The sequence below is a fragment of the Variovorax sp. IB41 genome, assembly GCF_016405905.1.
Classification (GTDB): domain Bacteria; phylum Pseudomonadota; class Gammaproteobacteria; order Burkholderiales; family Burkholderiaceae_C; genus Variovorax.
The window spans coordinates 1,240,331-1,261,736 of record NZ_JAEFCB010000001.1 but is presented as its reverse complement, the minus strand read 5'-3'; the positions used below and the strand labels follow the sequence as shown (position 1 = coordinate 1,261,736).

Genomic DNA, 21,406 nt, shown 5'->3' with positions numbered 1-21,406 from the left:
CGAAGGGATTTGCGCCGCGCGCGGCGCGTGAAGCTGGCGCAGCCAAGGCCAGTAACACCGCGGAACCGGCTTTGCCGGGCCGCAGGTGTTGCCCCCGGAAGGGGGTTTGCGTAGCGACACGAAGTGCGCGAAGCCTGGGGGTGAGCCTATTTCAGGACGTAGCCCAGGACCAGGTCGGTCATGTGCGAGAGGCGTTGCGCCATCGCCTTGGGCGCACGCAGGTCACGCCCGAAGATGGCCGAGAGCGTGTGGTTGTTCGAGAGGTAGAAGTAGCACAGCGACGCGATCGAGATGTACAGCTGCACCGGGTCCACGCCCGCGTGGAACAGGTTCTCGCGGCGGCCGCGCTCCAGCACGGTATCGAGCAGCTGCACCAGCGGCGAGTTCATTTCCTGGATGCGCTCGGAGCGCTTCAGGTGCGCGGCGCGGTGCAGGTTCTCGCTGTTGAGCAGCGTGATGAACTCGGGGTGTTCGAGGTAGTAGTGCCAGGTGAAAGAGACGAGCTGGCGGATCGCCTCGACCGGCTCGATCTCGTCCAGGTGCAGCCGCTGCTCGGCATCGCGGATGTCGGCGTAGGTGCGCTCGAGCACCGCGAGGAACAGGTCGTCCTTGCTGCCGAAGTAGTAGTAGATGAGGCGCTTGTTCAGGCCCGCGCGCGTCGCGATGCTGTCCATGCGCGCGCCGGCCAGACCCAGCTGCGAGAACTCCTCGCGCGCCGCGGCGAGGATGGCGAGCTGCGAGCGGTCGGCATCGCGCGAGCGCGGTTCGAGCGTCTCGGGCGGGGAATCCTTCGGTGCCTTCATGGCGCGAATTTAACCATTTGGGGAATTAACGCAAGGCATGAGGAGCAGACGCACATAATTGCCGGAGACATTGCAGCTGAGGTTCGACTTCTCATGAGTACATCACAACCCGCAGGCCACCTGATCGTCGAGTGCCTGGTCGCGCAAGGCATGGAGATCGCGTTCGGCGTGCCGGGCGAAAGCTTCCTCGCCGTGCTCGACGGCTTTCATGCCTACGGCGATCGCGCGCGCTTCATCGTGAACCGGCAGGAGGGCGGCGCGGCCTTCATGGCCGAGGCGCACGGCAAGCTCACCGGGCGGCCGGGTGTGTGCTTCGTCACCCGCGGGCCCGGCGCCACCAACGCATCGATCGGCGTGCACAACGCGTTCCAGGATTCGACGCCGATGGTGCTGTTCGTGGGCGACGTCGGCAGCGACTTCCGCGACCGCGAAGCCTTCCAGGAAGTGGACTACGGCAGCTTCTTCGGGCCGAGCACGAAGGGATTCGCCAAGCGCGTGGAGCGCATCGACGACGCGGACCGGATTCCCGAGTACGTGGCGCGCGCCTTCGCAACCGCGATGAACGGGCGGCCCGGGCCGGTGGTGCTGGTGCTGCCCGAGGACATGCTGCGCACGGAGACTTCAGCGCGGCCGCTGCCGCGCGTGGAGGCGGTGCAGCCATGGAGCGATCCGGGTGCGCTGCGCACTTTGCGCGAGCTGCTGCTGAAGTCGCACAAGCCGCTGGTGATCGCGGGCGGCGGCGGCTGGACTACACAGGCCGCGCAGGCGCTGCAGCGCTTCGCCGAGAACTGGCGCCTGCCGGTGACCAATGCCTTCCGCTACCAGGACACCTTCGACAACCACCATCCGCTGTATGCGGGCGATGTCGGCATCGCGATCAACCCGAAGCTCGCGCAGCGCGTGAAGGACGCGGACCTGATTCTTGCGATCGGTCCGCGCCTGGGCGAGATGACGACCGGCGGCTATACGCTGCTCGAGGCGCCCAAGGCCAGGCAGGTACTGGTGCACATCCATGCGAGCGCCGAGGAACTCAACCGCGTGTACCAGGCCGACCTCGCGATCAACGCCGGCATGAGCGCCGCGGCGCGCAGCCTCGAGGTGCTGAGTGCGCCGCCCACCTTGCCCTGGGAAGAATGGACCGCGCAGGCGCATGCGGACTACGAGGCCAACCTCGTGCCGCAGGCGCTGGCCGGCATGCCGGCCGAGACGCCGCGCGGGCCTGTCGACATGGCCGAGGTCGTCGCGCTGCTGCAAAAGCACCTGCCACCGGACGCGGCCATCACCAACGGTGCCGGCAACTTCGCGAGCTGGGTACATCGCTACTTCCGCTATCACGGGCTCGCCAAGGGCCACAAGACGCAGCTGGCGCCGACCAGCGGCGCGATGGGGTACGGCGTGCCGGCTGGCATTGCCGCGAACCTCGCGACGGGGCGCGTGGCCTTCACGATCGCGGGCGACGGCGATTTCCTGATGACAGGGCAGGAGCTCGCGACGGCTGCGCAGCACGGCGGCAAGAGCATCGTCGTGCTGCTCAACAACGGCATGTTCGGCACGATCCGCATGCACCAGGAGCGCGAGTACCCGGCGCGCACCAGCGGCACCGCGCTGCGCAACCCCGACTTCTGCGGCCTCGCCCGCGCCTACGGCTATGCGGCCGAACGCGTGACGGAGACCGGGCAGTTCGAAGCCGCGCTGCTGCGCGCGCTGGCGGCCGACACGGGCACGCTGATCGAGATTCCGCTGGACCCCGAGGTGATCACCACGCGCGGGACGCTGGCGTCGATCAGGCGCGCGGCGCAGCAGCCGGCGCGCAGCTGAGCGCCGCGCGATGACGGGCCACCTCGTCGCGCAACGTGGGCGAGCGCAACTCGAACACGTCGAACAGGCCCAGCGCTTCGAGAGCGGGGAGCAGGTCGATCAGGTCGCGCTCGGCGGCCTGCTTCGCCTCTGCGCTGGCGTTCGGGTCCTGCAGCAACTGCGCATTGATGAGGAAGGCGCCGACCGAGCCCTTGCGCAAGGGGAGTCCGTTCCTGATGACGAAATCCTGGCCATCGGGCAGTACGTCCTGAGCTTGCATGTGTGTTCCTTTGAAGGCGTTGTGAAGATGAACTCGATGCTAGGCAGCAGGGCGCTTCGCGGCTTGCGGCGCGGGGCCAATCGATACCTCCGGCGGGCCAGGCATGGCGGCTGACGCGCCGGTCAGGCTCTGGATCAATGCCTACGAGGCGCCGCGCGTCACGGGCTACCACGCGCACGAGACGGGGCAGCTGTTCGCCTTGCGCGAGGGGCTGCAGGTCATCGAGACGCCTGCCGGGCGCTGGGTGCAGCCGCCGGGGTGGATCGGCTGGATCGCGCCGCGGTGCGCGCATGCGGCGCAGAGTTTCGGCGCCACCGCGGGCTGGAGCCTGCACATCGATGCGGCGATGGCGGCCGGTCTGCCCGAAGGCCCGCATGTGTTCGCAACGACGCCGCTGATGCAGGCGGTGATCGATCGGCTGACATCGTTCGATGCATCGTCGAGCGCCTTCGAGGAACGCCGCGCGCGGCTTGTGGCCGTGTTGCTCGATGAACTCGTCGCGAGCGCGAGGCCGTCGCTTCATCTGCCGATGCCGCAGGACAAGCGCCTGGCGGCAATGGCCACGGCATTGGCGAACGATCCCGCGATGCCCGACACCATCGACCAGTGGGCCGATCGCATCGGCATGGCGCGCAGGACGCTCACGCGCCGCTTCGCTGTCGAGACTGGATTGAGTTTTGCGCAATGGCGGCAGCAATCGCGCTTGCTGAAGGCCGTCGAACTGTTGAGCCTGGGCGAGGCCGTGACGACGGTGGCGCTGACGGTCGGCTACAGCTCGGTGAGCGCGTTCATCGAAACTTTCCGCAAGAATTTCGGCTGCACGCCGGCACGTTTCTTCGAGGAGGGCATGGCCTTGCCGCAGGCGAAAAAAAAGCCGGCGTGAGCCGGCTTTTTGATTCAGGAGCGCGAGGCCCCTGGGTGCTTACTTGACGTGCTTGCCAATCAGCGCGGCCAGTTCGAACATCGACACTTGCGCCTTGCCGAAGATTTCCTTCAGCTTTGCGTCGGCGTTGATGTTGCGCTTGTTGGCCTTGTCTTGAAGGTTGTTCTTCTTGATGTAGTCCCACAGCTTGCTCACGACAGCGGTGCGCGGCAGAGGCGTCGAGCCGACCACGGCAGCGAGTGCCGGGCTGGGGGTCAGGGCCTTCATGAACGCAGCGTTGGGAGTGCGCTTCTTGGCGGGAGCGGCCTTCTTTGCAGGAGCCTTCTTCGCCGGTGCGGCCTTCTTCGCAGGAGCAGCCTTCTTTGCGGGAGCGGCCTTCTTGGCCGGTGCAGCCTTCTTCGCAGGAGCCGCAGCCTTCTTTGCGGGAGCGGCCTTCTTTGCCGGAGCTTTCTTGGCCGGAGCCTTCTTTGCAGTTGCCATGGTTGATTTCCTTTTTTGGTTGAACATTCACCAATGAAAAACTTGCGTCTCCAGTGGCAATGCGGATGCTAAAGGAGAAAAAACGCGTTTCCAAGGGAAAAAGCGGTTTTTTCATTGGGAGTTGTTGTTTTTTCAGAGGGGAGAAGCCTCGTTTTTCACGTTCGGCGCCCAGGCCACGTCGCAAGCACCACGCCCACGAGTGCAATCGCGAACGCGAGCAGCTGCGGCGAAGAGAGGTTTTCACCGAGCACGAGCACGCCCACGAGCGCCGCGCTGACGGGCAGCAACACCGCGAAAACACCGGCCCGCGCGGCGGGAACATGGCGCAGGCCCGTCATCCAGAGCCACACCGTCCAGATGCTCGCAGCGAGTGCGTAGACCGCGAGCAGGACCCAGATGCCGCCGTGCACCGCGCCGAAGTCGAACGACAGTGCGAACCAGATGCCGAAGGGCATCGAGAGCACGAAGCCCCAGAGGTTGATGAGCGACGCGATGCGCTTGGGCCCCAGGCGCCCCGTGAGCGATTTGCCGATCACCGCATAGGCGGTCTCGCAGAGCACGGCGCAGAACACCAGCAGGTTGCCGAGCCACGGCATCGACGACGTCGCCGCGTCGGGCGAAGCCGGCGCGTGCGCGGGGCTGAGGGCCAGGAGGCCGATGCCGAGCGCCGCGCATGCGATGGCCAGGCCAATGCGCACCGTGATGCGCTCGCGCAGGAACAGCCAGCTCGCCACCGCGACCACCGCGGGGATCGACGCCATGATCACGCCCGCCGACACCGCGCTCGTCATGCTCACGCCGTACAGCATGCAGATCGAGAACAGGAAGTTGCCGAGGAACGATTCGAGAAAGACGAGCCAGCGCGTGTGCGCCGTCATCGGCGGCTCGTCAACGCCGCGCTTGAGCCAGTGGGGCATGGCCAGCGCGGCGATGCCGAAGCGCAGCCATGCGAGCAGCAGCACCGGGAAGGCCGCGACAAGAGGTTTGGAGAGGGCGACGTAGGCGCCGACGAGCGACATGCTCAGGGCCAGGCAGCCATAGGCCACGAGGCGGCCGGAAGCGGGGGCGGCGGAGTTCAATAGACTGAAGTTTTGTTGTTGCGGAGAAAGCGGATTCGATGATGCCCCACGTTTTTGTCTACGGCACGCTGCGCCGGCACGGGCGCAATGACATCGCGCGCTACAGGCCGGCGCCCGTCTTCGTCGCAGAGGCGAGCATTGCCGGGACGCTGTACGACCTTGGCGCTTATCCAGGCGTGGTGCTCGGCGGGGAGGGGCGCGTGAAGGGCGAGATCTATCGCGTCGAGCCTGCGGTCGAGGTGGCGCTCGATCTGCTCGAAGAAGTGGCCGAGGACGATTCGGGCGAGTACATCAAGCGCGAGGTTCGCGTGGCGGTGGGTGCGCAGTGGGTCAATTGCCTGGTCTACGAGATTCATCCTTCGCGGATTGCGGGGCGGCCGGTGATCGGCAGCGGTGACTGGATCGCCCACGCCGCACAGAAATCGCCGGCGTTTTCACCACCGAAAGGTTGATTGCACATCGTGGAAGACGTGGCTGTTGCGGCGCAATATTTTTTCTCAATATGAGAAAAATAATTTCGCATTGAGAGATATCGCCGTAAGTGGTTGATTTTGTTGATTGAAAAATATGTCTTCTATAAGACATAAGAGTCTCGGATCGAATTACAGTTGATCCCAAGGCCGCAGCGCCCAACCGCTTTCAACCCTTCAATCAACCTCACGGAGTGACCATGCCCCAGACCCTCACAGAACAACTGAGCCGCGAACAGCAGATTGCCGCCCTCGAAAAAGACTGGGCCACCAATCCGCGCTGGAAGGGCATCAAGCGCGGCTACAGCGCCGCCGACGTGGTGCGCCTTCGCGGCTCCTTCCCCATCGAGCACACGCTGGCCCGCCGCGGCGCCGAGAAGCTCTGGGACCTGGTGAACAACGAGCCCTACGTCAACTGCCTCGGCGCGCTCACCGGCGGCCAGGCGATGCAGCAGGTCAAGGCCGGCGTGAAGGCCATCTACCTGTCGGGCTGGCAGGTCGCCGCCGACAACAACAGCTACGCCTCGATGTACCCCGACCAGTCGCTGTACCCGGTGGACTCGGTGCCGACGGTGGTCGAGCGCATCAACAACACCTTCCGCCGCGCTGACGAGATCCAGTGGTCCAAGAACGTGAACCCCGGCGACAAGGGCTACACCGACTACTTCGCGCCCATCGTGGCTGACGCCGAAGCCGGTTTCGGCGGCGTGCTGAACGGCTTCGAGCTGATGAAGGCCATGATCAAGGCCGGCGCCGGCGGCGTGCACTTCGAAGACCAGCTCGCCTCGGTCAAGAAGTGCGGCCACATGGGCGGCAAGGTGCTCGTGCCCACCACCGAAGCGGTGCAGAAGCTCATCGCAGCGCGCATGGCTGCCGACGTCTGCGGCACCCCGACGCTCGTGATCGCCCGCACCGATGCGGAAGCGGCCGACCTCATCACCAGCGACTACGACGAGAACGACAAGCCCTTCATCACCGGCGAGCGCACCGCCGAAGGCTTCTACCGCACGAACAAGGGCATGGACCAGGCCATCAGCCGCGCCGTTGCCTACGCCTACTACGCCGACCTGGTGTGGTGCGAAACCGGCACGCCCGACCTCGAGTTCGCTCGCAAGTTCGCCGAAGCCGTGCACAAGGTGCACCCGGGCAAGATGCTGGCCTACAACTGCTCGCCGTCGTTCAACTGGAAGAAGAACCTGGACGACGCGACCATCGCCAAGTTCCAGAAGGAACTGGGCGCCATGGGCTACAAGTACCAGTTCATCACGCTGGCCGGCATCCACTCGATGTGGTTCAACATGTTCGACCTGGCGCAGGACTACGTGGCGCGCGGCATGTCGGCCTATGTCGAGAAGGTGCAGGAGCCCGAATTCGCAGCGCGCGACCGCGGCTACACGTTCGTTTCGCACCAGCAGGAAGTGGGCACGGGTTACTTCGACGAAGTGACCACCGTGATCCAGGGCGGCAAGTCGAGCGTCACCGCGCTGACCGGTTCGACCGAAGAAGAGCAGTTCCACTGATCTGCCGACACCGATTTTTCGCTGTCACTTTCAGGCCCGGCCATGTGCCGGGCTTTTTTGCGTGCGGCCCGGCGAGGTGCAGGGACTCGAGAACGCAGGCGCCACGGCCCGGCGGGCAGAAGTTAGAATTGCTGCCTCTGCACTCAACAAGAGCGAGAAAGGCACCTTGGTTATGACACCGCGAACTACTCCGCAAGGATCGAGCGGCTTTTTCTTCTTCGACACGATCGAAGGAAAGGGCCGGTAGCCCGCGCTCGCTGGTTTCTTCCAGCTCCCAACCAAGCAAAGCGCGGCATCCACCGCGCTTTTTTGTTTTTCTCCCGAGGTTTCACATGATCCAGATCACGCTCCCCGACAACTCGCGCCGCGAGTTCCCCGGCCCGGTTTCGGTGGCCGAAGTGGCCCAGTCCATCGGCCCAGGCCTGGCCAAGATGACGGTAGCTGGCAAGGTCGACGGCCGGCTCGTCGATGCCAGCGACGTCATCGACCACGACGCCAAGCTCCAGATCATCACGCCCAAGGACGACGAAGGCCTGGAGATCATTCGCCACTCGACGGCCCACCTGGTCGGCCATGCGGTCAAGCAGCTCTACCCGGCGGCCAAGATGGTGATCGGCCCGGTGATCGACGAGGGCTTCTACTATGACATTTCCTACGAGCGCCCCTTCACGCCCGAGGACATGGCCGCCATCGAGGCGCGCATGCGCGAGCTGATCGCGCAGGACTACGACGTGGTCAAGAAGATGACGCCGCGCGCCGAGGTGATCGAGGTCTTCAAGTCGCGCGGCGAGGACTACAAGCTGCGTCTCGTCGAGGACATGCCCGACGAGCAGGCGATGGGCCTCTACTACCACCAGGAATACGTCGACATGTGCCGCGGCCCTCACGTGCCGAACACGCGCTTCCTGAAGGTCTTCAAGCTCACGAAGCTGGCCGGCGCCTATTGGCGCGGCGATGCCAAGAACGAGCAGCTGCAGCGCATCTACGGCACGGCCTGGGCTGACAAAAAGCAGCTCGACCAGTACATCCAGCGCATCGAGGAAGCCGAGAAGCGCGACCACCGCAAGCTCGGCAAGGAGCTGGACCTGTTCCACATCGACGAAGTGGCGCCGGGCGTGGTGTTCTGGCACCCGAAGGGCTGGGCGATCTGGCAGCAGGTCGAGCAGTACATGCGCGGCATCTACCGCGACACGGGCTACTGGGAAGTGAAGGGTCCGCAGATCCTCGACAAGAGCCTGTGGGAGAAAACGGGCCACTGGCAGAACTACCGCGACAACATGTTCACGACGGAGTCGGAGAAGCGCGAATACGCGCTCAAGCCGATGAACTGCCCGGGCCACGTGCTGATCTTCAAGAGCGACCTGCGCAGCTACCGCGACCTGCCGCTGCGCTACGGCGAGTTCGGCCAGTGCCATCGCAACGAACCCAGCGGCGCGCTGCACGGGATCATGCGCGTGCGCGGCTTCACGCAGGACGACGGACACATCTTCTGCACGGAAGACCAGATCCTCGACGAATGCATCGCCTACACGGAGCAACTGCAGAAGGTTTATGCCGACTTCGGCTTTACGGACATCCTCTACAAGGTCGCCACGCGGCCCGAGAACCGCGTGGGCTCCGACGAGCTGTGGGACAAGGCCGAGCACGCGGTGATGGAATCGCTGCGCCGCTCGGGCGTCGACTTCGTCATCTCGCCGGGCGACGGCGCCTTCTACGGTCCGAAGATCGAATACACGCTGCGCGACGCGATCGGCCGGCAGTGGCAGTGCGGCACGATGCAGGTCGACTTCAACACGGCCGAGCGTTTGGGCGGCGAATACGTCACGGAATCGAGTGGCCGCGCGCACCCCGTGATGCTGCATCGCGCCATCGTGGGCAGCCTGGAGCGCTTCATCGGCATGCTGATCGAACACCACTCCGGCGCGATGCCTGCGTGGCTCGCTCCGGTGCAGGTGGCGGTGCTCAATATCAGCGAAGGACAGGCCGATTACGCTGCGCAAGTTGCGAAAACGCTGCAAAATCAAGGGCTTAGGGTTCAGCTTGACCTGCACAACGAGAAGATTACGTATAAAATACGGAAGCATTCGTTGCAAAAGCTCCCTTACATCCTCGTCGTGGGCGACAAGGAAAAGGAAGCAGGTGCCGTCGCAGTGCGCGCCCGGGGCAATCAAGACCTCGGAGCAATGTCCCTCGAATCGTTCGTGCAACGGCTCGTCCAGGACATTGCCGACAAGCGTTGATTTGTCTCCGAAACACCCCATATGTTTCCCAGCCAAATCGTGCCGCTTGTCCGCGAGGACTGACCGGCGTTCGCTACAGATTTTGTAGCAAATTTTGAAGGATTCTGACCATCGCTACTGCATTTCGCGACCGCCGCCACCGCGAGGAACGCCAACACCGCCTGAACCGGGAAATCATGGCCCCGGAAGTCCGCCTTGTAGGCCCGGAAAACGAGCCATTGGGTGTTATGAGTCTCTCGGAGGCCTTGCGCCTTGCTGGCGAGGCCGATGTGGATCTGGTGGAGGTCGTCGCGGCGGCCAATCCGCCGGTATGTCGCCTGATCGAGTACGGCAAGTTCAAGTACCACGAGCAGAAGAAAGCGGCCGAGGCGAAGTCCAAGCAGAAGGTCATCGAGGTCAAGGAAATCAAGTTCCGGCCCGGTACCGACGACGGTGACTACAACATCAAGATGCGCAACATCAAGCGCTTTCTTGAAGAGGGCGACAAATGCAAGATCACGCTGCGCTTTCGTGGCCGCGAGATCACGCACCAGGAGCTCGGCTTGGCACTCTTGCAGCGCATTCGCGATGAACTGGGCGACCTGATCATGGTCGAGCAGTTCCCGAAGCTGGAAGGTCGGCAGATGATCATGATGATCGCTCCGGGCCGCAAGAAGGCCGGTGGCGGGGCTCCCAAGCCGGCAGCAGACGCTGCACCGGCAACGGCGCCCGCGGCAACCGCCTGAGGCGTTTGCGGCAGACGAGGTTTTGAAGGGATTTCGCCGTTGCCGGCACTTTGAAAGAAGTGCCGGCAGGGGCGAGATAAAGAAGTGTCTCGGGGCCAACAAGTTCGCGGAGTATCCGCGGCGCCTCACGAGCACAAACTAAAGGAGCATTCACATGCCCAAAATGAAGACCAAGAGCAGCGCGAAAAAACGTTTCCGCGTTCGTCCCGGTGGCACCGTCAAGCGCGGTCAAGCCTTCAAGCGTCACATCTTGACGAAGAAGACCACCAAGAACAAGCGTCACCTCCGTGGTGCAGTCGCAGTGCATGAGACCAACATGGTTTCTGTCGCCGCCATGCTGCCCGGCCGTGGCATTTAACTCAGACGAACAAGGAGTACACACATGCCTCGCGTCAAACGTGGTGTAACGGCTCGCGCCCGCCACAAGAAAGTTCTCGCACTCGCCAAGGGTTTCCGCGGTCGCCGCGGCAATGTCTTCCGCGTCGCCAAACAGGCGGTGATGAAGGCAGGCCAATACGCCTACCGTGACCGCCGTACCAAGAAGCGCGTGTTCCGTCAGCTGTGGATCGCGCGTATCAACGCCGCCTCGCGTGAACTGGGCCTGACCTACAGCCAGTTCGCCAACGGCATCCGCAAGGCCGGTATCGAGATCGACCGCAAGATGCTTGCGGACATCGCCGTGCACGACAAGGCCGCTTTTGCCGGCATCGTGGAGCAGGTCAAGGCCAAGCTGGCTGCTTGATTCTGCACAGCAGGGATGCGGCCTTCGGGCAGCTTCCTGCGCCCACGGCTCAAGGGCTGGCGCTTGAAAAGGCTCCAGCTCTTTTTTATTTTCCCTCGAAGATTTTTGTTGCTATGAACGAGTTGGACTCCCTGGTCGACACCGCACGCGCCGCCTTCGCCGAAGCGAAAACGCCCGCCGAGCTCGAAAACGCCAAGGCCCAGTTCCTTGGCAAGTCGGGCCGCATCACCGAGCTGATGAAGGGCATGGCCGCGTTGAGCGTCGAAGAGAAGAAGTCCCGCGGCGCCGCGATCAACGTCGCCAAGCAGGCCATCGAGTCCGCGCTGACCGATCGCCGCCAGCAACTGGCCGACGAAGAACTGTCCCTGCAACTGCGCGCCGAGGCACTCGACGTGAGCCTGCCCGGCCGCCGCCGCATTCCGGGCGGGCTGCATCCGGTGAGCCGCACACTGGAGCGCATCGAGGAGATCTTCTCGAGCATGGGCTTCGACGTGGCCGACGGCCCCGAGATCGAGAGCGACTGGCACAGCTTCACCTCGCTCAACAACCCGCCGAACCATCCTGCGCGCTCGATGCAGGACACCTTCTACGTCGACCTCAACGGCGACGACGGCATCCCCTACAACCTGCGCCCGCACACCAGCCCGATGCAGGTGCGCTATGCGCATCAGCACATCAAGAAGTACGCAGCCGAATTCGCCGCTGCCGCCGCCGACACCACCGGCAGCGTGAAGGCGCCCGAGATCCGCGTGATCGCCCCCGGCCGCACCTACCGTGTCGACAGCGATGCCACGCACTCGCCCATGTTCCACCAGTGCGAGGGCCTCTGGCTCGGCGAGAACGTGAGCTTCAAGGACCTGAAGGTCGTCTTCACCGACTTCTGCCGCACCTTCTTCGAGCGCGACGACCTCGTGCTGCGCTTCCGTCCGAGCTTCTTCCCGTTCACCGAGCCGAGTGCCGAGATCGACATCCAGTTCGCGAGCGGCCCGCTGGCCGGCCGCTGGCTGGAGGTGTCGGGCTCCGGCCAAGTGCATCCGAATGTGGTGCGCAACATGGGCCTGGACCCCGAGCGCTACATCGGCTTCGCCTTCGGCATGGGCCCCGACCGGCTCACGATGCTGCGCTACGGCGTGAACGACCTGCGCCTTTTCTTCGACGGCGACCTGCGTTTTCTCTCGCAGTTCCAGTAAGCACCCATCCCCAGAAAAACAGATCGAGATCGAAGAGATGCAATTCCCGGAATCCTGGCTGCGCGAGTTCTGCAACCCGCCCCTCGACAGCGCCACACTGGCCGAAACGCTCACCATGGGCGGCTTCGAGGTCGAAGAGCGCCGACCGGTGGCGCCACCTTTCGCGCGCATCGTGGTCGGCGAAATCAAGGAAGCGGTGCAACACCCGAACGCCGATCGCCTGCGCGTGTGCCAGGTGGACGTGGGGCAGGGCGCCTTGCTCAACATCGTGTGCGGCGCGCCCAATGCGCGCGTCGGCATCAAGGTGCCTTGCGCGCTCGTCGGCGCCGAACTGCCGCCGGGTGAAGACGGCAAGCCTTTCCTCATCAAGCTGGGCAAGCTGCGCGGCGTCGAGAGCCAGGGCATGCTGTGCTCGGCACGCGAACTGCAACTGAGCGAAGACCACGGCGGCCTGCTCGAACTCGACGCCGATGCGCCCATCGGCGCCGATGTGCGCCATGTGCTCAAGCTCGACGACGCCCTGCTGACCCTCAAGCTCACGCCCAACCTCGCGCACGGCCTGAGCGTCTATGGTGTCGCGCGCGAACTCGCAGCGCTCACCGGCGCGCCGCTCAAGACGCCGGCGATCGCGCCCGTGGCCACGTCGTTCAACGACGTGCTGCCCGTCAAGGTCGAAGCGCCCGAGCTCTGCGGCCGCTTCTCCGGCCGCATCGTGCGCGGCGTGAACACCACCGTCGCCACGCCCGCGTGGATGGTGGAGCGCCTCGCGCGCTGCGGCCAGCGCAGCGTGACGCCGCTGGTCGACATCTCGAACTACGTGATGTTCGAGTACGGCCAGCCCAGCCACATCTTCGACCTGGACAAGATCCACGGCGGCCTCACGGTGCGCTGGGGCAAGGCGGGCGAGCAACTCAAGCTGCTGAACGGCACCACGATCACCGTGGACGACAAGGTCGGCGTGATCGCCGACGACCGCGAAGTCGAATCGCTGGCCGGCATCATGGGCGGCGACGCAACCTCCGTCTCGGACGACACCCGCAACATCTACGTCGAGGCCGCGTTCTGGTGGCCCGAGGCCGTGCAGGGGCGCTCCCGCCGTTTCAACTTCTCGACCGATGCGGGCCACCGCTACGAGCGCGGCGTCGATCCGAGCCGCAGCGTCGAGATCATCGAGCGCATCACGCAACTGATCACCGAGATCTGCGGCGGCGAAGCCGGCAAGATGGACGACCAGACGCTGAACGTGCCCGCCGCCGTGCCCGTCACGCTGCGCGTTGCACGTGCGGCGCGCGTGATCGGCATGCCGCTGACGCAGGCGCAATGCGCCGACGCGCTCAATCGCCTCGGCTTCGCCATCACCGAAGGCGAGGGCACGTTGACCGTGACCCCGCCGCCGCACCGCTTCGACCTGCTGATCGAGGAAGACCTGATCGAAGAAGTCGCGCGCCTGATCGGCTTCAACAACCTGCCGACCACCGCGCCGCTCGCGCCCATCACCGCCCGCGTGCGGCCCGAAGCGCAGCGCAGCCGCTTCGCAGTGCGCCGCAGCATCGCGGCACTGGGCTACCAGGAAACCATCAACTTCAGTTTCGTCGAAGCGCACTGGGAGCAGGACCTCGCGGGCAACGCCAACCCCGTCAAGCTGCTGAACCCCATCGCCAGCCAGATGAGCGTGATGCGCTCGTCGCTGCTCGGCTCGCTGCTGCAGGTATTGAAGTTCAACCTCGACCGCAAGGCACCGCGCGTGCGCGTGTTCGAACTGGGCCGCGTGTTCATGCGCGACGACAGCGTCGTCACCACCGACAGCACCGTGCGCGGCGTGAACCAGCCGATGCGCGTGGCAGGTCTCGCCTGGGGCGATGCCGATGAAGCGCGCTGGGACGGCAAGGCGCACCGCGTCGATTTCTTCGACGTCAAGGGCGACGTCGAAGCGCTGCTCGCGCCGCTGGTGCCGAGCTTCGAGCCGGCCGAGCATCCCGCGCTGCACCCCGGCCGTTCGGCTCGCGTTCTGGTCGACGGCAAGGCCATCGGCTTCGTCGGCGAACTGCATCCGCGCTGGCGCCAGAAGTGGGACTTCGCGCAGGCACCCGTTCTGTTCGAACTCGACCTCGACGCCGTCACCGCGCGTCTCGTGCCCGTGGCGCAGGCAGTGCCCAAGCACCAGGCCGTCGAGCGCGACATCGCGGTCGTGGTCGCCGAGGCCGTCACGCACGACGCGCTGATGAACGCGATCCGCGGCACCGCAGCCGTACAGGGCCTGCTGCGCGACGCGACGCTGTTCGACATCTACCGCCCGCAGCCGCTGCGTGATGGCGCGGTCGCAGCGCCCGGTGCGCTGGCGCAAGGCGAGAAGAGCATGGCGGTGCGCCTGAGCTTCCAGAGTGACAGCGCCACCCTCACGGACGAGCAGGTCGAGCCCGCGGTCCGCGCAATCGTCGAACAACTGGGCGCCAAGGTCGGCGGCCGCTTGAGAGGATGAAGATGAACGCTGCCGAATTCACGCTCGAGGCCCTCGAAACGCCGGCGCTCACCAAGGCGCATCTGGCCGACCTGCTGTTCGAGCAGATCGGCCTGAACAAGCGCGAGTCCAAGGACATGGTCGAGGCGTTCTTCGAGCTCGTGGCCAACAGCCTGATCGAAGGCACGGACGTGAAGATCTCGGGCTTCGGCAACTTCCAGATCCGCGTGAAGGCGCCGCGGCCCGGTCGCAATCCGCGCACCGGCGAGGCCATTCCGATCGGCGAGCGCCGCGTCGCCACGTTCCATGCGAGCGCCAAGCTCAAGGAGCAGATTCACGGAAGCATCGAGCAGAGCGGCTCGTCCGAAGTCGAGTGGAGCCTGGGCACCGAATAGTGCTTGGTGCTCGGCGGTTGCGTAGAGTAATCTCTGAGGTTTCCCGCGCACCGTCTTGATTTCAATGGAGAAAACACTCCCGCCGATTCCTGTCAAACGCTACTTCACCATCGGTGAGGTCGGCGAACTCTGCGGCGTCAAGCCGCACGTGCTGCGCTACTGGGAACAAGAGTTCACGCAGCTGCGGCCCATGAAGCGCCGCGGCAACCGTCGCTACTACCAGCACCACGAGGTGCTCATGATCCGCCGCATCCGCGACCTGCTCTACGACCAGGGCTTCACGATCAGCGGCGCGCGCAACAAGCTGCAGGAATTGGTGCAGGGCGAACGCGACCGTCGCAAGGCCGGCGAGGTGCCGCTCGAAGGCATGGAAGCGATCGAGATCGACCAGGAAGAATTCGACGCCGCCGTGCAGGACAGCCCCGACCCGACCGCGCCGCGCACGGTCGATCTGTCCCAGTTGTTGCACCTTCGGCGCGAGCTTTTTGAAATTCGTGAGCTCCTGACCGTCGGACGCTGATTTCAGCCGGCTATAATTGAGAGCTTCGGTGTGTGGCGCAGCCTGGTAGCGCACTTGCATGGGGTGCAAGGGGTCGAAGGTTCGAATCCTTTCACACCGACCAAAAACGTTAGTCAGATCAACGGGTTAGAGCCACAAGCTCTGACCCGTTTTTCTTTGGTTTTGCCAAACCGGGTGGTTCCTGACAAACGCAGCCCTTTCAGCTGCTTCCGCGACCCCCGATCGCCGATGGCAATGGTGTTCCGGTAGGCACCTTGCGGCGGTACACGCGCTTCGTCACCTTCACGTCCTCGTGGTGCAGCAGCTCCTGCGCAGACGCGTCCGAATCGGAATCCGAGGCTGCCTTCGCGCGCATGTCGTGGAAGGTGATCTCCCGCGGCTTCAAGCCAAGCTTCTTGCGCACCGCGCCCCAGAGCGTCTTGAACGCTTCCTTGCCGTAGGGCTTGCCCTGCTTCGTGATGAACAGATAGTCACTCGGCAGACTGGCCGCACCGCCGCGGTTTTTCTTCCGGAGCTCAAGCGCACGAACGAGTGCCGCCCGCAGGTCCGGCGTCATGCTGTAGGCTTTGGTGATGTAGCCCTTGTCGTTGCGCTTTTTCGTCACGCGAAGCTCGATCTGGGCTTCGTTGAAGTCGCCGACCCGGATGTCGAAGATCATTCCTTCGCGCGCGCCGGTCTGGGTGCTGATCTCCAGCATGCACTGCAGCACGGGGCTGGCCGCGTTGTAGATCTCCGCGTACCGCTCGTCGCTCACGTACTGGTCGCGTGGCGACTCAGGCAGGTATTCGATCCCGTCGCAGGGATTGAAGGTCGTCAGGCCCCAGCGCACACGCGCCAGGCGAAACATGCGCGACAACAGCTGGATGTCTTTGTTTGCCGATGCAGCGCGGTCGCGGTTCTCGTGCAGGTGTTGAGTGATGACAACTGCGCTCAGATGACCGGGCAGCATCGCCTGCAACTCAGTCCTGGCGTAGCGCTTCGTGCTGAACTTCGACCGCAGGCGGCGAATTCGGCCTTCGTACTCCTTCTTGGTAGCCTCACGTTTGATCGTGGGCAACTCGTCAGCCTCGTACTTGCGGATGACCTCCTCGACGGTGCCCATCACATCGTCGTCTGGCACGGCCGCGACCAAGGCGGGGGAGACGTGCTTCTCCCACCAGACCCGGGCCTGCACCGGCGTTGTGCCGCAGCGCATCCGCAGCCCGGCCTCCCTCAGCTTGGCCTCGATCTCCTTGGTCAGGCTGTCCGTGCCGCGCCAGTACCAGACTTGCCCGACCTTTCGCATGCCCCGCGGCAGGTCTGGGATCTTCCGGTTAACTGTGCGAGGGCGTGGCATCGTCTATTTCCCGAGTGAGCGTTGCGAACGCCCGGAACGCCTTGACGGTCGATTCCATGCGGGACAGATTCTGCGCGTCGACCTCGACGGTCGTCCAACGGTGGCCACAGGCGCCGCAGCAGCGCAGTCGCATCACCTTGGCGTCGGTGTGCCGGGTCGTCATGACCCGAACCTCTTCGCTCGTGCAGGCGGCGCACCTCATGGCCTTGCCTGCCCAAGAGCCTCGGCTTCTGCCATCACCACACGAACGATGATGTTGCGCAGGCTCCCGCGATCTGCGACCGGATGGCGATCCCAGAAACCCGGCGCAGCCTGATCGAGGTTTTCCATCACCCTCGATGCGATCCAATCGGCATCGGCGGTGCCCCGGGGTTTTGGGACCAGGCGCAGGAGCGGCTTACGCGTGCCGGAACCTTGCGGCTTCATTGCTGACCCTTGCCCGATGGGCTGCATGCGTCGTCGAGCCGATCCTTGGCCAGATTCAGCAGACGCTCGGCCCCGAAGAGCGCGACATCATCCGCTTTTTCAAGCCCGGCATTGAGAACCGCAAGCGCGACTGCCAGCGGGGCACTTGCGTCTTCGCATGCCGGCACGTCGCGCGCTCTGATGCCTTCCGCGAGGATGTCGTATGCACGCTCAGTGGTGTAGAGCGCGCCGAACACCAGATCCGACGAGTCAACGTCGTGAGCGCGAGCCTGGATGATCGCGATCACCTCGCTGATGGCGCAGTAAATATCGTCGAAGGTGGCGTGGTCGAAGGCGTCGCTCTTAGGCGCGCCGGCGGTTGCCACGACCGCGTCACCGTCCAGCGATTGCGTGCCGTCTTCACCCGGCTGTCCGGCTTGCGTGTCGGCCAGTGTCAAAGCCGTGAACCAGTTCGCATCGGTGATCTGTGGGCCGATAGCGCCAGACAGCACTGCCGTGAACCCGTCGAACAGCTCGGGACTGCATTCAACCTTGGTCATGTAGTCGGAGATGATGTTCTTCTGGCGCGTGCCGGTTTCTCGATTTTTGCGATAGCACTCGGCATCGCACGCTAGCTCGTAGCAGTTGGTCAGCATCTCGATCGCGAGATCCCTGCCGCGCTCGAAGTCGTGGGCCTCGCCGCCCTTGGGCAAAGCACGGACTGCCTCAGTCACCGGATCAAGCGCGGTCTGGGCAGCATCGAGCAGCGCGAACGCGTCGCCGAGGGAATGCTGCAGGACCGTGCCTTCTGCGAGTTTGATCGCACCCTGAAGGCATGCCAGCACCGGGAACAGCGCGGCGTAAAGGCGTTTGATGTCCGCCTGGGTCAGGTCTTCGCGATGGATGATCGCGATCGGCGTGCACAGGACCGAGTGGTTGAGGTGGTCGAGCAGCACATCGAGCGGTTCGCCGCGTTCTGCAGCGTCATAGACCGCCTCGAGTTTTTCGTCGGCCGCCCGGATCCAAGATCGAATGTCGGCAATGCTGACCTTCGGCTGCTGGACGATGACGTTCTTCGCGGCCTTCGGCTTGGCCTTGGCGCGGGGCTTGTCGATGATGGCGTTCATGCTGCCACCTCGCTACCGTTGGCGATCGCACGGGCTTCCGTGTACTGAGCCCAGAGTTGGTCGCCCGCCTGGCCGACCTCCCTGGCCATGCGCATGATCACGCCACCCAGCAGCGGCAGCGCGTCGTCGATGAGTTCGTAGCCCGCAAAGTCGCCTTGGCTGGATTTTTCGATTGCGGCCAAGCAGACCATGCACGACGCGAGGGCCTTGATCTCATCGCAACGCATCGAGATCGTGTCGCTCGCCGACGAGTCGAACGAGATGGGCCTCTGGATCGGCGTAGCCGACCGGATGGGAGAGGGCGATTGCTCGCCAGTTGCGCCGACTTGTGGGCGTGTGCTACCGTTCGACATGTGAAGTCCTATCCTTGACGGGGTGGTTTTTCATCGCTGCTTTGGTGGGTCCAATCACCGAAGCAGCACCTTTTTCGGGGCTCATGCTGCCCCAGCCTGTCGGCCCAAAAGGCCGGCATGCCGGCGCACAAAGCGCCTGATGAACTCGATGCCCTTGCCGGTCACGCGCGCTGTGTGGCTGATTTGCGTGCCGCGGGTCTTCGTCTCGAAAGGATGGGTTTCTTCTTTGAAGTAGCCCTTTGAGACGTACTGGGCGGCCGGCGCGTTGTTTGCCAGAATCACGCCTTTTTCGCGCAGAGCGCGTTCCAGCGGTCGCACGCCGACTCCGATGGTCTTGGCCACGTCGCGAACCAGTGTCGTGCCGTCGGCGTTGAGAAGGGCATCAGCAAACTCGACCTTTGGCGCTTGCGCCTTCACGGTCGTTTCCAACGCGAGCACCTTCTCCGTGTAGCCGAGCAGAGCGGCGCGCAGCGCGACAGGATCATCCAGACTGATCGGCGCTACGACTTGCTGCTCGAGCTCCTGCCAACGATCAACGAGGCGCGCAGTGAATTGGGGCGACAGCTGAGCGACGATGACGTAACTGTCGCGCTTGTTCACCAGATAAACCGATGTCGCCTTGCCGCCGCCTGGCGTCGGTTCCTGCGTTGCAGTGAACGACACCAGACCTTTTTCGGCGAGTCGCTCAATTGTCACGCGCACGTTGTCGTGACGCGACTCGACCAAATCCGCGATTTCGCGGCTGGTCATCGTGACGGCACAACTACCGGCCAAGGGGATGATGTTGTTCACCGCCGTGGTCCTTGGACGGGTTGCTGGGCCGAGCCTTGCCGCGCCCGAGATTCCTCAAGACGGGCAACTACCTCACCGTTCATGGATCGTTTGTTATCGATCGCCTGATGCTTGAGCCAGTTCTTAAGATCCTGGGGCAGGCGCACCGGAGACGGGGCCAGTTTCGAGTTACCGCGCATTTGCGCTCCTTGGCTACACCATGTAGCTAATGAGGCAATACTACATGATGTAGCCAGAGTCGCAAGCTTTTTTTGCTGCATCATGTAGCTATGGCAAAAAAAGAGATTGGCAGACCTCAGACGGCGCATATCCCCCCCTTCGGGCTTCGGCTGCAGCCGGACCTCAAGGAACGCATTGAGGCGGCCGCCAAGGAAAGCGGTCGCTCGATGAACGCAGAGGTGGTTGCTCGGCTGGAAGGCAGCTTTGACTTGGCTTCCGGCTATGTGACCAAGGAGCAGTTTGAGAGCACGTTGCGTAACGCCGTGCTGAGCTTCGAGGCCGATCAGTTCGTAATGGTCACGGTGCGGTCGATGCTGGCAAATAACGTCGTTCGACTTTTTGAGCTTTTGCCCGCAGACCGTCGCACCGAGGCGTTGGCGAATGCCTACGAATTTGCTCGCGCGCTCAAGGCGCCAGGCGCTGCGGGGCTTGAGGAAGCAGCGGCGAAGATCATGCAGCAAGCTGCCGATGCGAAAGAGCCCAAAGACTTGGCAGATGCTCTGAGGCGCCAAGAGATCCGGCTCCAGCAGCAACTCGACGCTGACCGTGTCGCTGAAGTGGGGCTTGATCGGAAAGCCGCGGAGCTGAAGAAACTGAAGTCTTAGCCGCGTCGCGCTCACTAGATCGCGCCCAGCATTCCGCCGACGGTCGCGCGTGGCTGCGTGGCTCGCTGCATGGGGTTGAAAAAGTCCGAACGGCATGCTCGGACTGTCGCTGGAAGCTTGACCGCCGTCACCGCAATTGCGGCGCGGCCCACCGCAGTTGCGGTCTAGCCTTTCAAGCTTTTCTTCGCTTCGGCGAACTTCGTCTCAAGGTTGCGCTTGCTAATGCCGGCCTTGTCCGGGTAGTTCTCCAGCATTTCTTTGATGATCGCGGCTTCAGTATCCCGGCCAGGCCGCGGCGATCGAAGAAGTTCGAGCAGAACACCGATCACATTGAGGTGACTAGTTCTTTCTTTTGCTGCCAGCGGCTTTTCTGCTCGTGGCGGTTGGAGCTTGCCCACCAAGTCATTTATCGATGCAGGGCGAACTACAAGTTCGCTGTCCGGAGGTAGGCGGCTCGCGGGGTAGTAACCCGAATCGTCCTCGAAGCGCTCCATCAGCTTGAAAGGACGGCCTCCTTGCAACTCTCCGTATAGCAGCGTTTTGGGCTCGATGATGTATGCCCCATTCATCGAGACAAACTCGAGTGGAGGGCCTCCTCGCCGCGCTTGGTATTCATCCTCGACAGAAATGGCATCCCCGCCAATCATCAGCAACTCGAAAACGCCATATACCTCGACGGGTTCGTGTCTGGTTTCAACAACCCAGGTAATGCCATCGATCGAATCTCCCAAGGTCACTAGCTCCCCCGTCCAAGGCAGATCAGGGTTCGCTCGCAGCGGCACTGCTTTCGGCACCTCGTCAAACGCTTTGAAAGCGCAGAGCTTTGCCATCGTTGGGTTGGGGATTCGCACGGAAAGCGTGAGATGACGTTCCGCACCAAGTCGTAGGAGATCAAGGACACTGACGTTCTCCTCTACTAGCGAGCTGACATGAGTTGCGGCCTCATCAAGGGTAAGCCATTCTCGGAGACGAAGCATTTTGCTCATC

General features: G+C 63.7%; 25 protein-coding genes and 1 tRNA gene. 14 read left to right on the top strand and 12 right to left on the bottom strand.

The window, feature by feature from the left end; all coding sequences use genetic code 11:
- Positions 1–146 precede the first annotated feature (146 nt).
- Complete coding sequence (locus JC881_RS06035) at positions 147–803, bottom strand: TetR/AcrR family transcriptional regulator (RefSeq protein WP_198784738.1); 657 nt, start codon at positions 801–803, stop codon at positions 147–149.
- Between the two features lie 93 nt (positions 804–896).
- Between JC881_RS06035 and JC881_RS06030 the strand changes: the two genes are divergently transcribed.
- Positions 897–2,621: a thiamine pyrophosphate-binding protein gene (locus tag JC881_RS06030; RefSeq protein ID WP_198784737.1), complete on the top strand. Its 1,725-nt coding sequence runs from the start codon at positions 897–899 to the stop codon at positions 2,619–2,621.
- Here JC881_RS06030 and JC881_RS06025 read toward each other — a convergent pair.
- Positions 2,587–2,880 (bottom strand): hypothetical protein, encoded by a 294-nt coding sequence (locus JC881_RS06025; protein ID WP_198784736.1) that lies wholly within the window; start codon positions 2,878–2,880, stop codon positions 2,587–2,589. The two genes, JC881_RS06030 and JC881_RS06025, sit on opposite strands and share 35 nt — an antisense overlap.
- A 103-nt stretch (positions 2,881–2,983) precedes the next feature.
- On the opposite strand from JC881_RS06025, the gene JC881_RS06020 reads away from it, so the two are divergent.
- Positions 2,984–3,763 carry an AraC family transcriptional regulator gene (locus tag JC881_RS06020; RefSeq protein WP_198784735.1) on the top strand — a complete coding sequence of 260 codons (780 nt, stop codon included), beginning with the start codon at positions 2,984–2,986 and terminating at the stop codon, positions 3,761–3,763.
- Positions 3,764–3,802: 39 nt separating this feature from the next.
- Here JC881_RS06020 and JC881_RS06015 read toward each other — a convergent pair whose 3' ends face one another.
- Both JC881_RS06015 and JC881_RS06010 read right to left on the bottom strand, forming a co-directional pair.
- Positions 3,803–4,243 (bottom strand): SWIB/MDM2 domain-containing protein, encoded by a 441-nt coding sequence (locus JC881_RS06015; RefSeq protein WP_176656515.1) that lies wholly within the window; start codon positions 4,241–4,243, stop codon positions 3,803–3,805.
- A 155-nt stretch (positions 4,244–4,398) separates the two neighbouring features.
- Positions 4,399–5,322 (bottom strand): DMT family transporter, encoded by a 924-nt coding sequence (locus JC881_RS06010; RefSeq protein ID WP_198784734.1) that lies wholly within the window; start codon positions 5,320–5,322, stop codon positions 4,399–4,401.
- 38 nt (positions 5,323–5,360) lie between these two features.
- Between JC881_RS06010 and JC881_RS06005 the strand changes: the two genes are divergently transcribed.
- From JC881_RS06005 to JC881_RS05955, 11 genes are all read left to right on the top strand, one after another.
- The gene (locus JC881_RS06005) at positions 5,361–5,774 is read left to right on the top strand and encodes a gamma-glutamylcyclotransferase family protein (RefSeq protein ID WP_198784733.1); all 414 of its coding nucleotides are present in this window, start codon (positions 5,361–5,363) and stop codon (positions 5,772–5,774) included.
- A 218-nt stretch (positions 5,775–5,992) separates the two neighbouring features.
- Positions 5,993–7,312 (top strand): isocitrate lyase, encoded by a 1,320-nt coding sequence (gene aceA, locus JC881_RS06000; RefSeq protein WP_093434976.1) that lies wholly within the window; start codon positions 5,993–5,995, stop codon positions 7,310–7,312.
- 332 nt (positions 7,313–7,644) lie between these two features.
- Positions 7,645–9,552 (top strand): threonine--tRNA ligase, encoded by a 1,908-nt coding sequence (thrS, locus tag JC881_RS05995; RefSeq protein ID WP_198784732.1) that lies wholly within the window; start codon positions 7,645–7,647, stop codon positions 9,550–9,552.
- A 101-nt stretch (positions 9,553–9,653) separates the two neighbouring features.
- Complete coding sequence (infC, locus tag JC881_RS05990) at positions 9,654–10,277, top strand: translation initiation factor IF-3 (protein ID WP_080898454.1); 624 nt, start codon at positions 9,654–9,656, stop codon at positions 10,275–10,277.
- Between the two features lie 154 nt (positions 10,278–10,431).
- Entirely contained in the window at positions 10,432–10,635 is a 204-nt protein-coding gene (rpmI, locus tag JC881_RS05985) for a 50S ribosomal protein L35 (protein WP_007832497.1), read from the top strand.
- A 24-nt stretch (positions 10,636–10,659) separates the two neighbouring features.
- Positions 10,660–11,019 carry a 50S ribosomal protein L20 gene (gene rplT, locus JC881_RS05980; RefSeq protein WP_007832499.1) on the top strand — a complete coding sequence of 120 codons (360 nt, stop codon included), beginning with the start codon at positions 10,660–10,662 and terminating at the stop codon, positions 11,017–11,019.
- A 113-nt stretch (positions 11,020–11,132) separates the two neighbouring features.
- Positions 11,133–12,209 (top strand): phenylalanine--tRNA ligase subunit alpha, encoded by a 1,077-nt coding sequence (gene pheS / locus JC881_RS05975; protein WP_198784731.1) that lies wholly within the window; start codon positions 11,133–11,135, stop codon positions 12,207–12,209.
- A gap of 37 nt (positions 12,210–12,246) precedes the next feature.
- Positions 12,247–14,688, top strand: a complete 2,442-nt coding sequence (pheT, locus tag JC881_RS05970; RefSeq protein ID WP_198784730.1) for a phenylalanine--tRNA ligase subunit beta — start codon at positions 12,247–12,249, stop codon at positions 14,686–14,688.
- Between the two features lie 2 nt (positions 14,689–14,690).
- The gene (locus JC881_RS05965; protein ID WP_198784729.1) at positions 14,691–15,062 is read left to right on the top strand and encodes an integration host factor subunit alpha; all 372 of its coding nucleotides are present in this window, start codon (positions 14,691–14,693) and stop codon (positions 15,060–15,062) included.
- Between the two features lie 64 nt (positions 15,063–15,126).
- Positions 15,127–15,582: a MerR family transcriptional regulator gene (locus JC881_RS05960; protein WP_198784728.1), complete on the top strand. Its 456-nt coding sequence runs from the start codon at positions 15,127–15,129 to the stop codon at positions 15,580–15,582.
- Between the two features lie 26 nt (positions 15,583–15,608).
- Positions 15,609–15,685 (top strand) — tRNA-Pro (locus tag JC881_RS05955).
- Positions 15,686–15,781: 96 nt separating this feature from the next.
- Here the strand turns inward: JC881_RS05955 and JC881_RS05950 are convergent.
- From JC881_RS05950 to JC881_RS32785, 7 genes are all read right to left on the bottom strand, one after another.
- Positions 15,782–16,867 carry a site-specific integrase gene (locus JC881_RS05950; protein WP_198784727.1) on the bottom strand — a complete coding sequence of 362 codons (1,086 nt, stop codon included), beginning with the start codon at positions 16,865–16,867 and terminating at the stop codon, positions 15,782–15,784.
- A gap of 28 nt (positions 16,868–16,895) precedes the next feature.
- Complete coding sequence (locus tag JC881_RS05945) at positions 16,896–17,081, bottom strand: hypothetical protein (protein WP_198784726.1); 186 nt, start codon at positions 17,079–17,081, stop codon at positions 16,896–16,898.
- Between the two features lie 35 nt (positions 17,082–17,116).
- Positions 17,117–17,344 carry a hypothetical protein gene (locus tag JC881_RS05940; protein WP_198784725.1) on the bottom strand — a complete coding sequence of 76 codons (228 nt, stop codon included), beginning with the start codon at positions 17,342–17,344 and terminating at the stop codon, positions 17,117–17,119.
- Positions 17,341–18,450, bottom strand: a complete 1,110-nt coding sequence (locus tag JC881_RS05935) for a hypothetical protein (protein ID WP_198784724.1) — start codon at positions 18,448–18,450, stop codon at positions 17,341–17,343. The genes JC881_RS05940 and JC881_RS05935 overlap by 4 nt, the downstream gene beginning before the upstream one ends.
- Positions 18,447–18,803, bottom strand: a complete 357-nt coding sequence (locus tag JC881_RS05930; RefSeq protein ID WP_198784723.1) for a hypothetical protein — start codon at positions 18,801–18,803, stop codon at positions 18,447–18,449. The genes JC881_RS05935 and JC881_RS05930 overlap by 4 nt, the downstream gene beginning before the upstream one ends.
- An 81-nt stretch (positions 18,804–18,884) precedes the next feature.
- A complete protein-coding gene (locus tag JC881_RS05925) occupies positions 18,885–19,595 on the bottom strand; it encodes a phage antirepressor KilAC domain-containing protein (RefSeq protein WP_198784722.1) in 711 nt (236 codons plus the stop codon).
- Positions 19,592–19,774 (bottom strand): Arc family DNA-binding protein, encoded by a 183-nt coding sequence (locus JC881_RS32785; protein ID WP_198784721.1) that lies wholly within the window; start codon positions 19,772–19,774, stop codon positions 19,592–19,594. The genes JC881_RS05925 and JC881_RS32785 overlap by 4 nt, the downstream gene beginning before the upstream one ends.
- Before the next feature lie 90 nt (positions 19,775–19,864).
- Here JC881_RS32785 and JC881_RS05915 point away from each other — a divergent pair, with 90 nt between their 5' ends.
- Positions 19,865–20,419 (top strand): Arc family DNA-binding protein, encoded by a 555-nt coding sequence (locus tag JC881_RS05915; RefSeq protein WP_198784720.1) that lies wholly within the window; start codon positions 19,865–19,867, stop codon positions 20,417–20,419.
- A gap of 164 nt (positions 20,420–20,583) precedes the next feature.
- Here JC881_RS05915 and JC881_RS05910 read toward each other — a convergent pair whose 3' ends face one another.
- Positions 20,584–21,405, bottom strand: a complete 822-nt coding sequence (locus JC881_RS05910; RefSeq protein WP_198784719.1) for a hypothetical protein — start codon at positions 21,403–21,405, stop codon at positions 20,584–20,586.
- Between the last annotated feature and the right edge of the window lies 1 nt (position 21,406).

Coding starts and splice junctions, on each gene's coding strand:
- JC881_RS05935 (WP_198784724.1), bottom strand. CDS start 18,450: ATGAACGCCATCATCGACAAGCCCCGCGCCAAGGCCAAGCCGAAGGCC.
- JC881_RS05965 (WP_198784729.1), top strand. CDS start 14,691: ATGAACGCTGCCGAATTCACGCTCGAGGCCCTCGAAACGCCGGCGCTC.
- JC881_RS05915 (WP_198784720.1), top strand. CDS start 19,865: ATGGCAAAAAAAGAGATTGGCAGACCTCAGACGGCGCATATCCCCCCC.
- thrS (WP_198784732.1), top strand. CDS start 7,645: ATGATCCAGATCACGCTCCCCGACAACTCGCGCCGCGAGTTCCCCGGC.
- rpmI (WP_007832497.1), top strand. CDS start 10,432: ATGCCCAAAATGAAGACCAAGAGCAGCGCGAAAAAACGTTTCCGCGTT.
- JC881_RS06025 (WP_198784736.1), bottom strand. CDS start 2,880: ATGCAAGCTCAGGACGTACTGCCCGATGGCCAGGATTTCGTCATCAGG.
- JC881_RS06020 (WP_198784735.1), top strand. CDS start 2,984: ATGGCGGCTGACGCGCCGGTCAGGCTCTGGATCAATGCCTACGAGGCG.
- pheS (WP_198784731.1), top strand. CDS start 11,133: ATGAACGAGTTGGACTCCCTGGTCGACACCGCACGCGCCGCCTTCGCC.
- JC881_RS32785 (WP_198784721.1), bottom strand. CDS start 19,774: ATGCGCGGTAACTCGAAACTGGCCCCGTCTCCGGTGCGCCTGCCCCAG.
- JC881_RS06015 (WP_176656515.1), bottom strand. CDS start 4,243: ATGGCAACTGCAAAGAAGGCTCCGGCCAAGAAAGCTCCGGCAAAGAAG.
- rplT (WP_007832499.1), top strand. CDS start 10,660: ATGCCTCGCGTCAAACGTGGTGTAACGGCTCGCGCCCGCCACAAGAAA.
- JC881_RS05930 (WP_198784723.1), bottom strand. CDS start 18,803: ATGTCGAACGGTAGCACACGCCCACAAGTCGGCGCAACTGGCGAGCAA.
- pheT (WP_198784730.1), top strand. CDS start 12,247: ATGCAATTCCCGGAATCCTGGCTGCGCGAGTTCTGCAACCCGCCCCTC.
- JC881_RS05910 (WP_198784719.1), bottom strand. CDS start 21,405: ATGAGCAAAATGCTTCGTCTCCGAGAATGGCTTACCCTTGATGAGGCC.
- JC881_RS05945 (WP_198784726.1), bottom strand. CDS start 17,081: ATGACGACCCGGCACACCGACGCCAAGGTGATGCGACTGCGCTGCTGC.
- JC881_RS05960 (WP_198784728.1), top strand. CDS start 15,127: ATGGAGAAAACACTCCCGCCGATTCCTGTCAAACGCTACTTCACCATC.
- JC881_RS06005 (WP_198784733.1), top strand. CDS start 5,361: ATGATGCCCCACGTTTTTGTCTACGGCACGCTGCGCCGGCACGGGCGC.
- JC881_RS05950 (WP_198784727.1), bottom strand. CDS start 16,867: ATGCGAAAGGTCGGGCAAGTCTGGTACTGGCGCGGCACGGACAGCCTG.
- JC881_RS05940 (WP_198784725.1), bottom strand. CDS start 17,344: ATGAAGCCGCAAGGTTCCGGCACGCGTAAGCCGCTCCTGCGCCTGGTC.
- aceA (WP_093434976.1), top strand. CDS start 5,993: ATGCCCCAGACCCTCACAGAACAACTGAGCCGCGAACAGCAGATTGCC.
- JC881_RS06030 (WP_198784737.1), top strand. CDS start 897: ATGAGTACATCACAACCCGCAGGCCACCTGATCGTCGAGTGCCTGGTC.
- JC881_RS06035 (WP_198784738.1), bottom strand. CDS start 803: ATGAAGGCACCGAAGGATTCCCCGCCCGAGACGCTCGAACCGCGCTCG.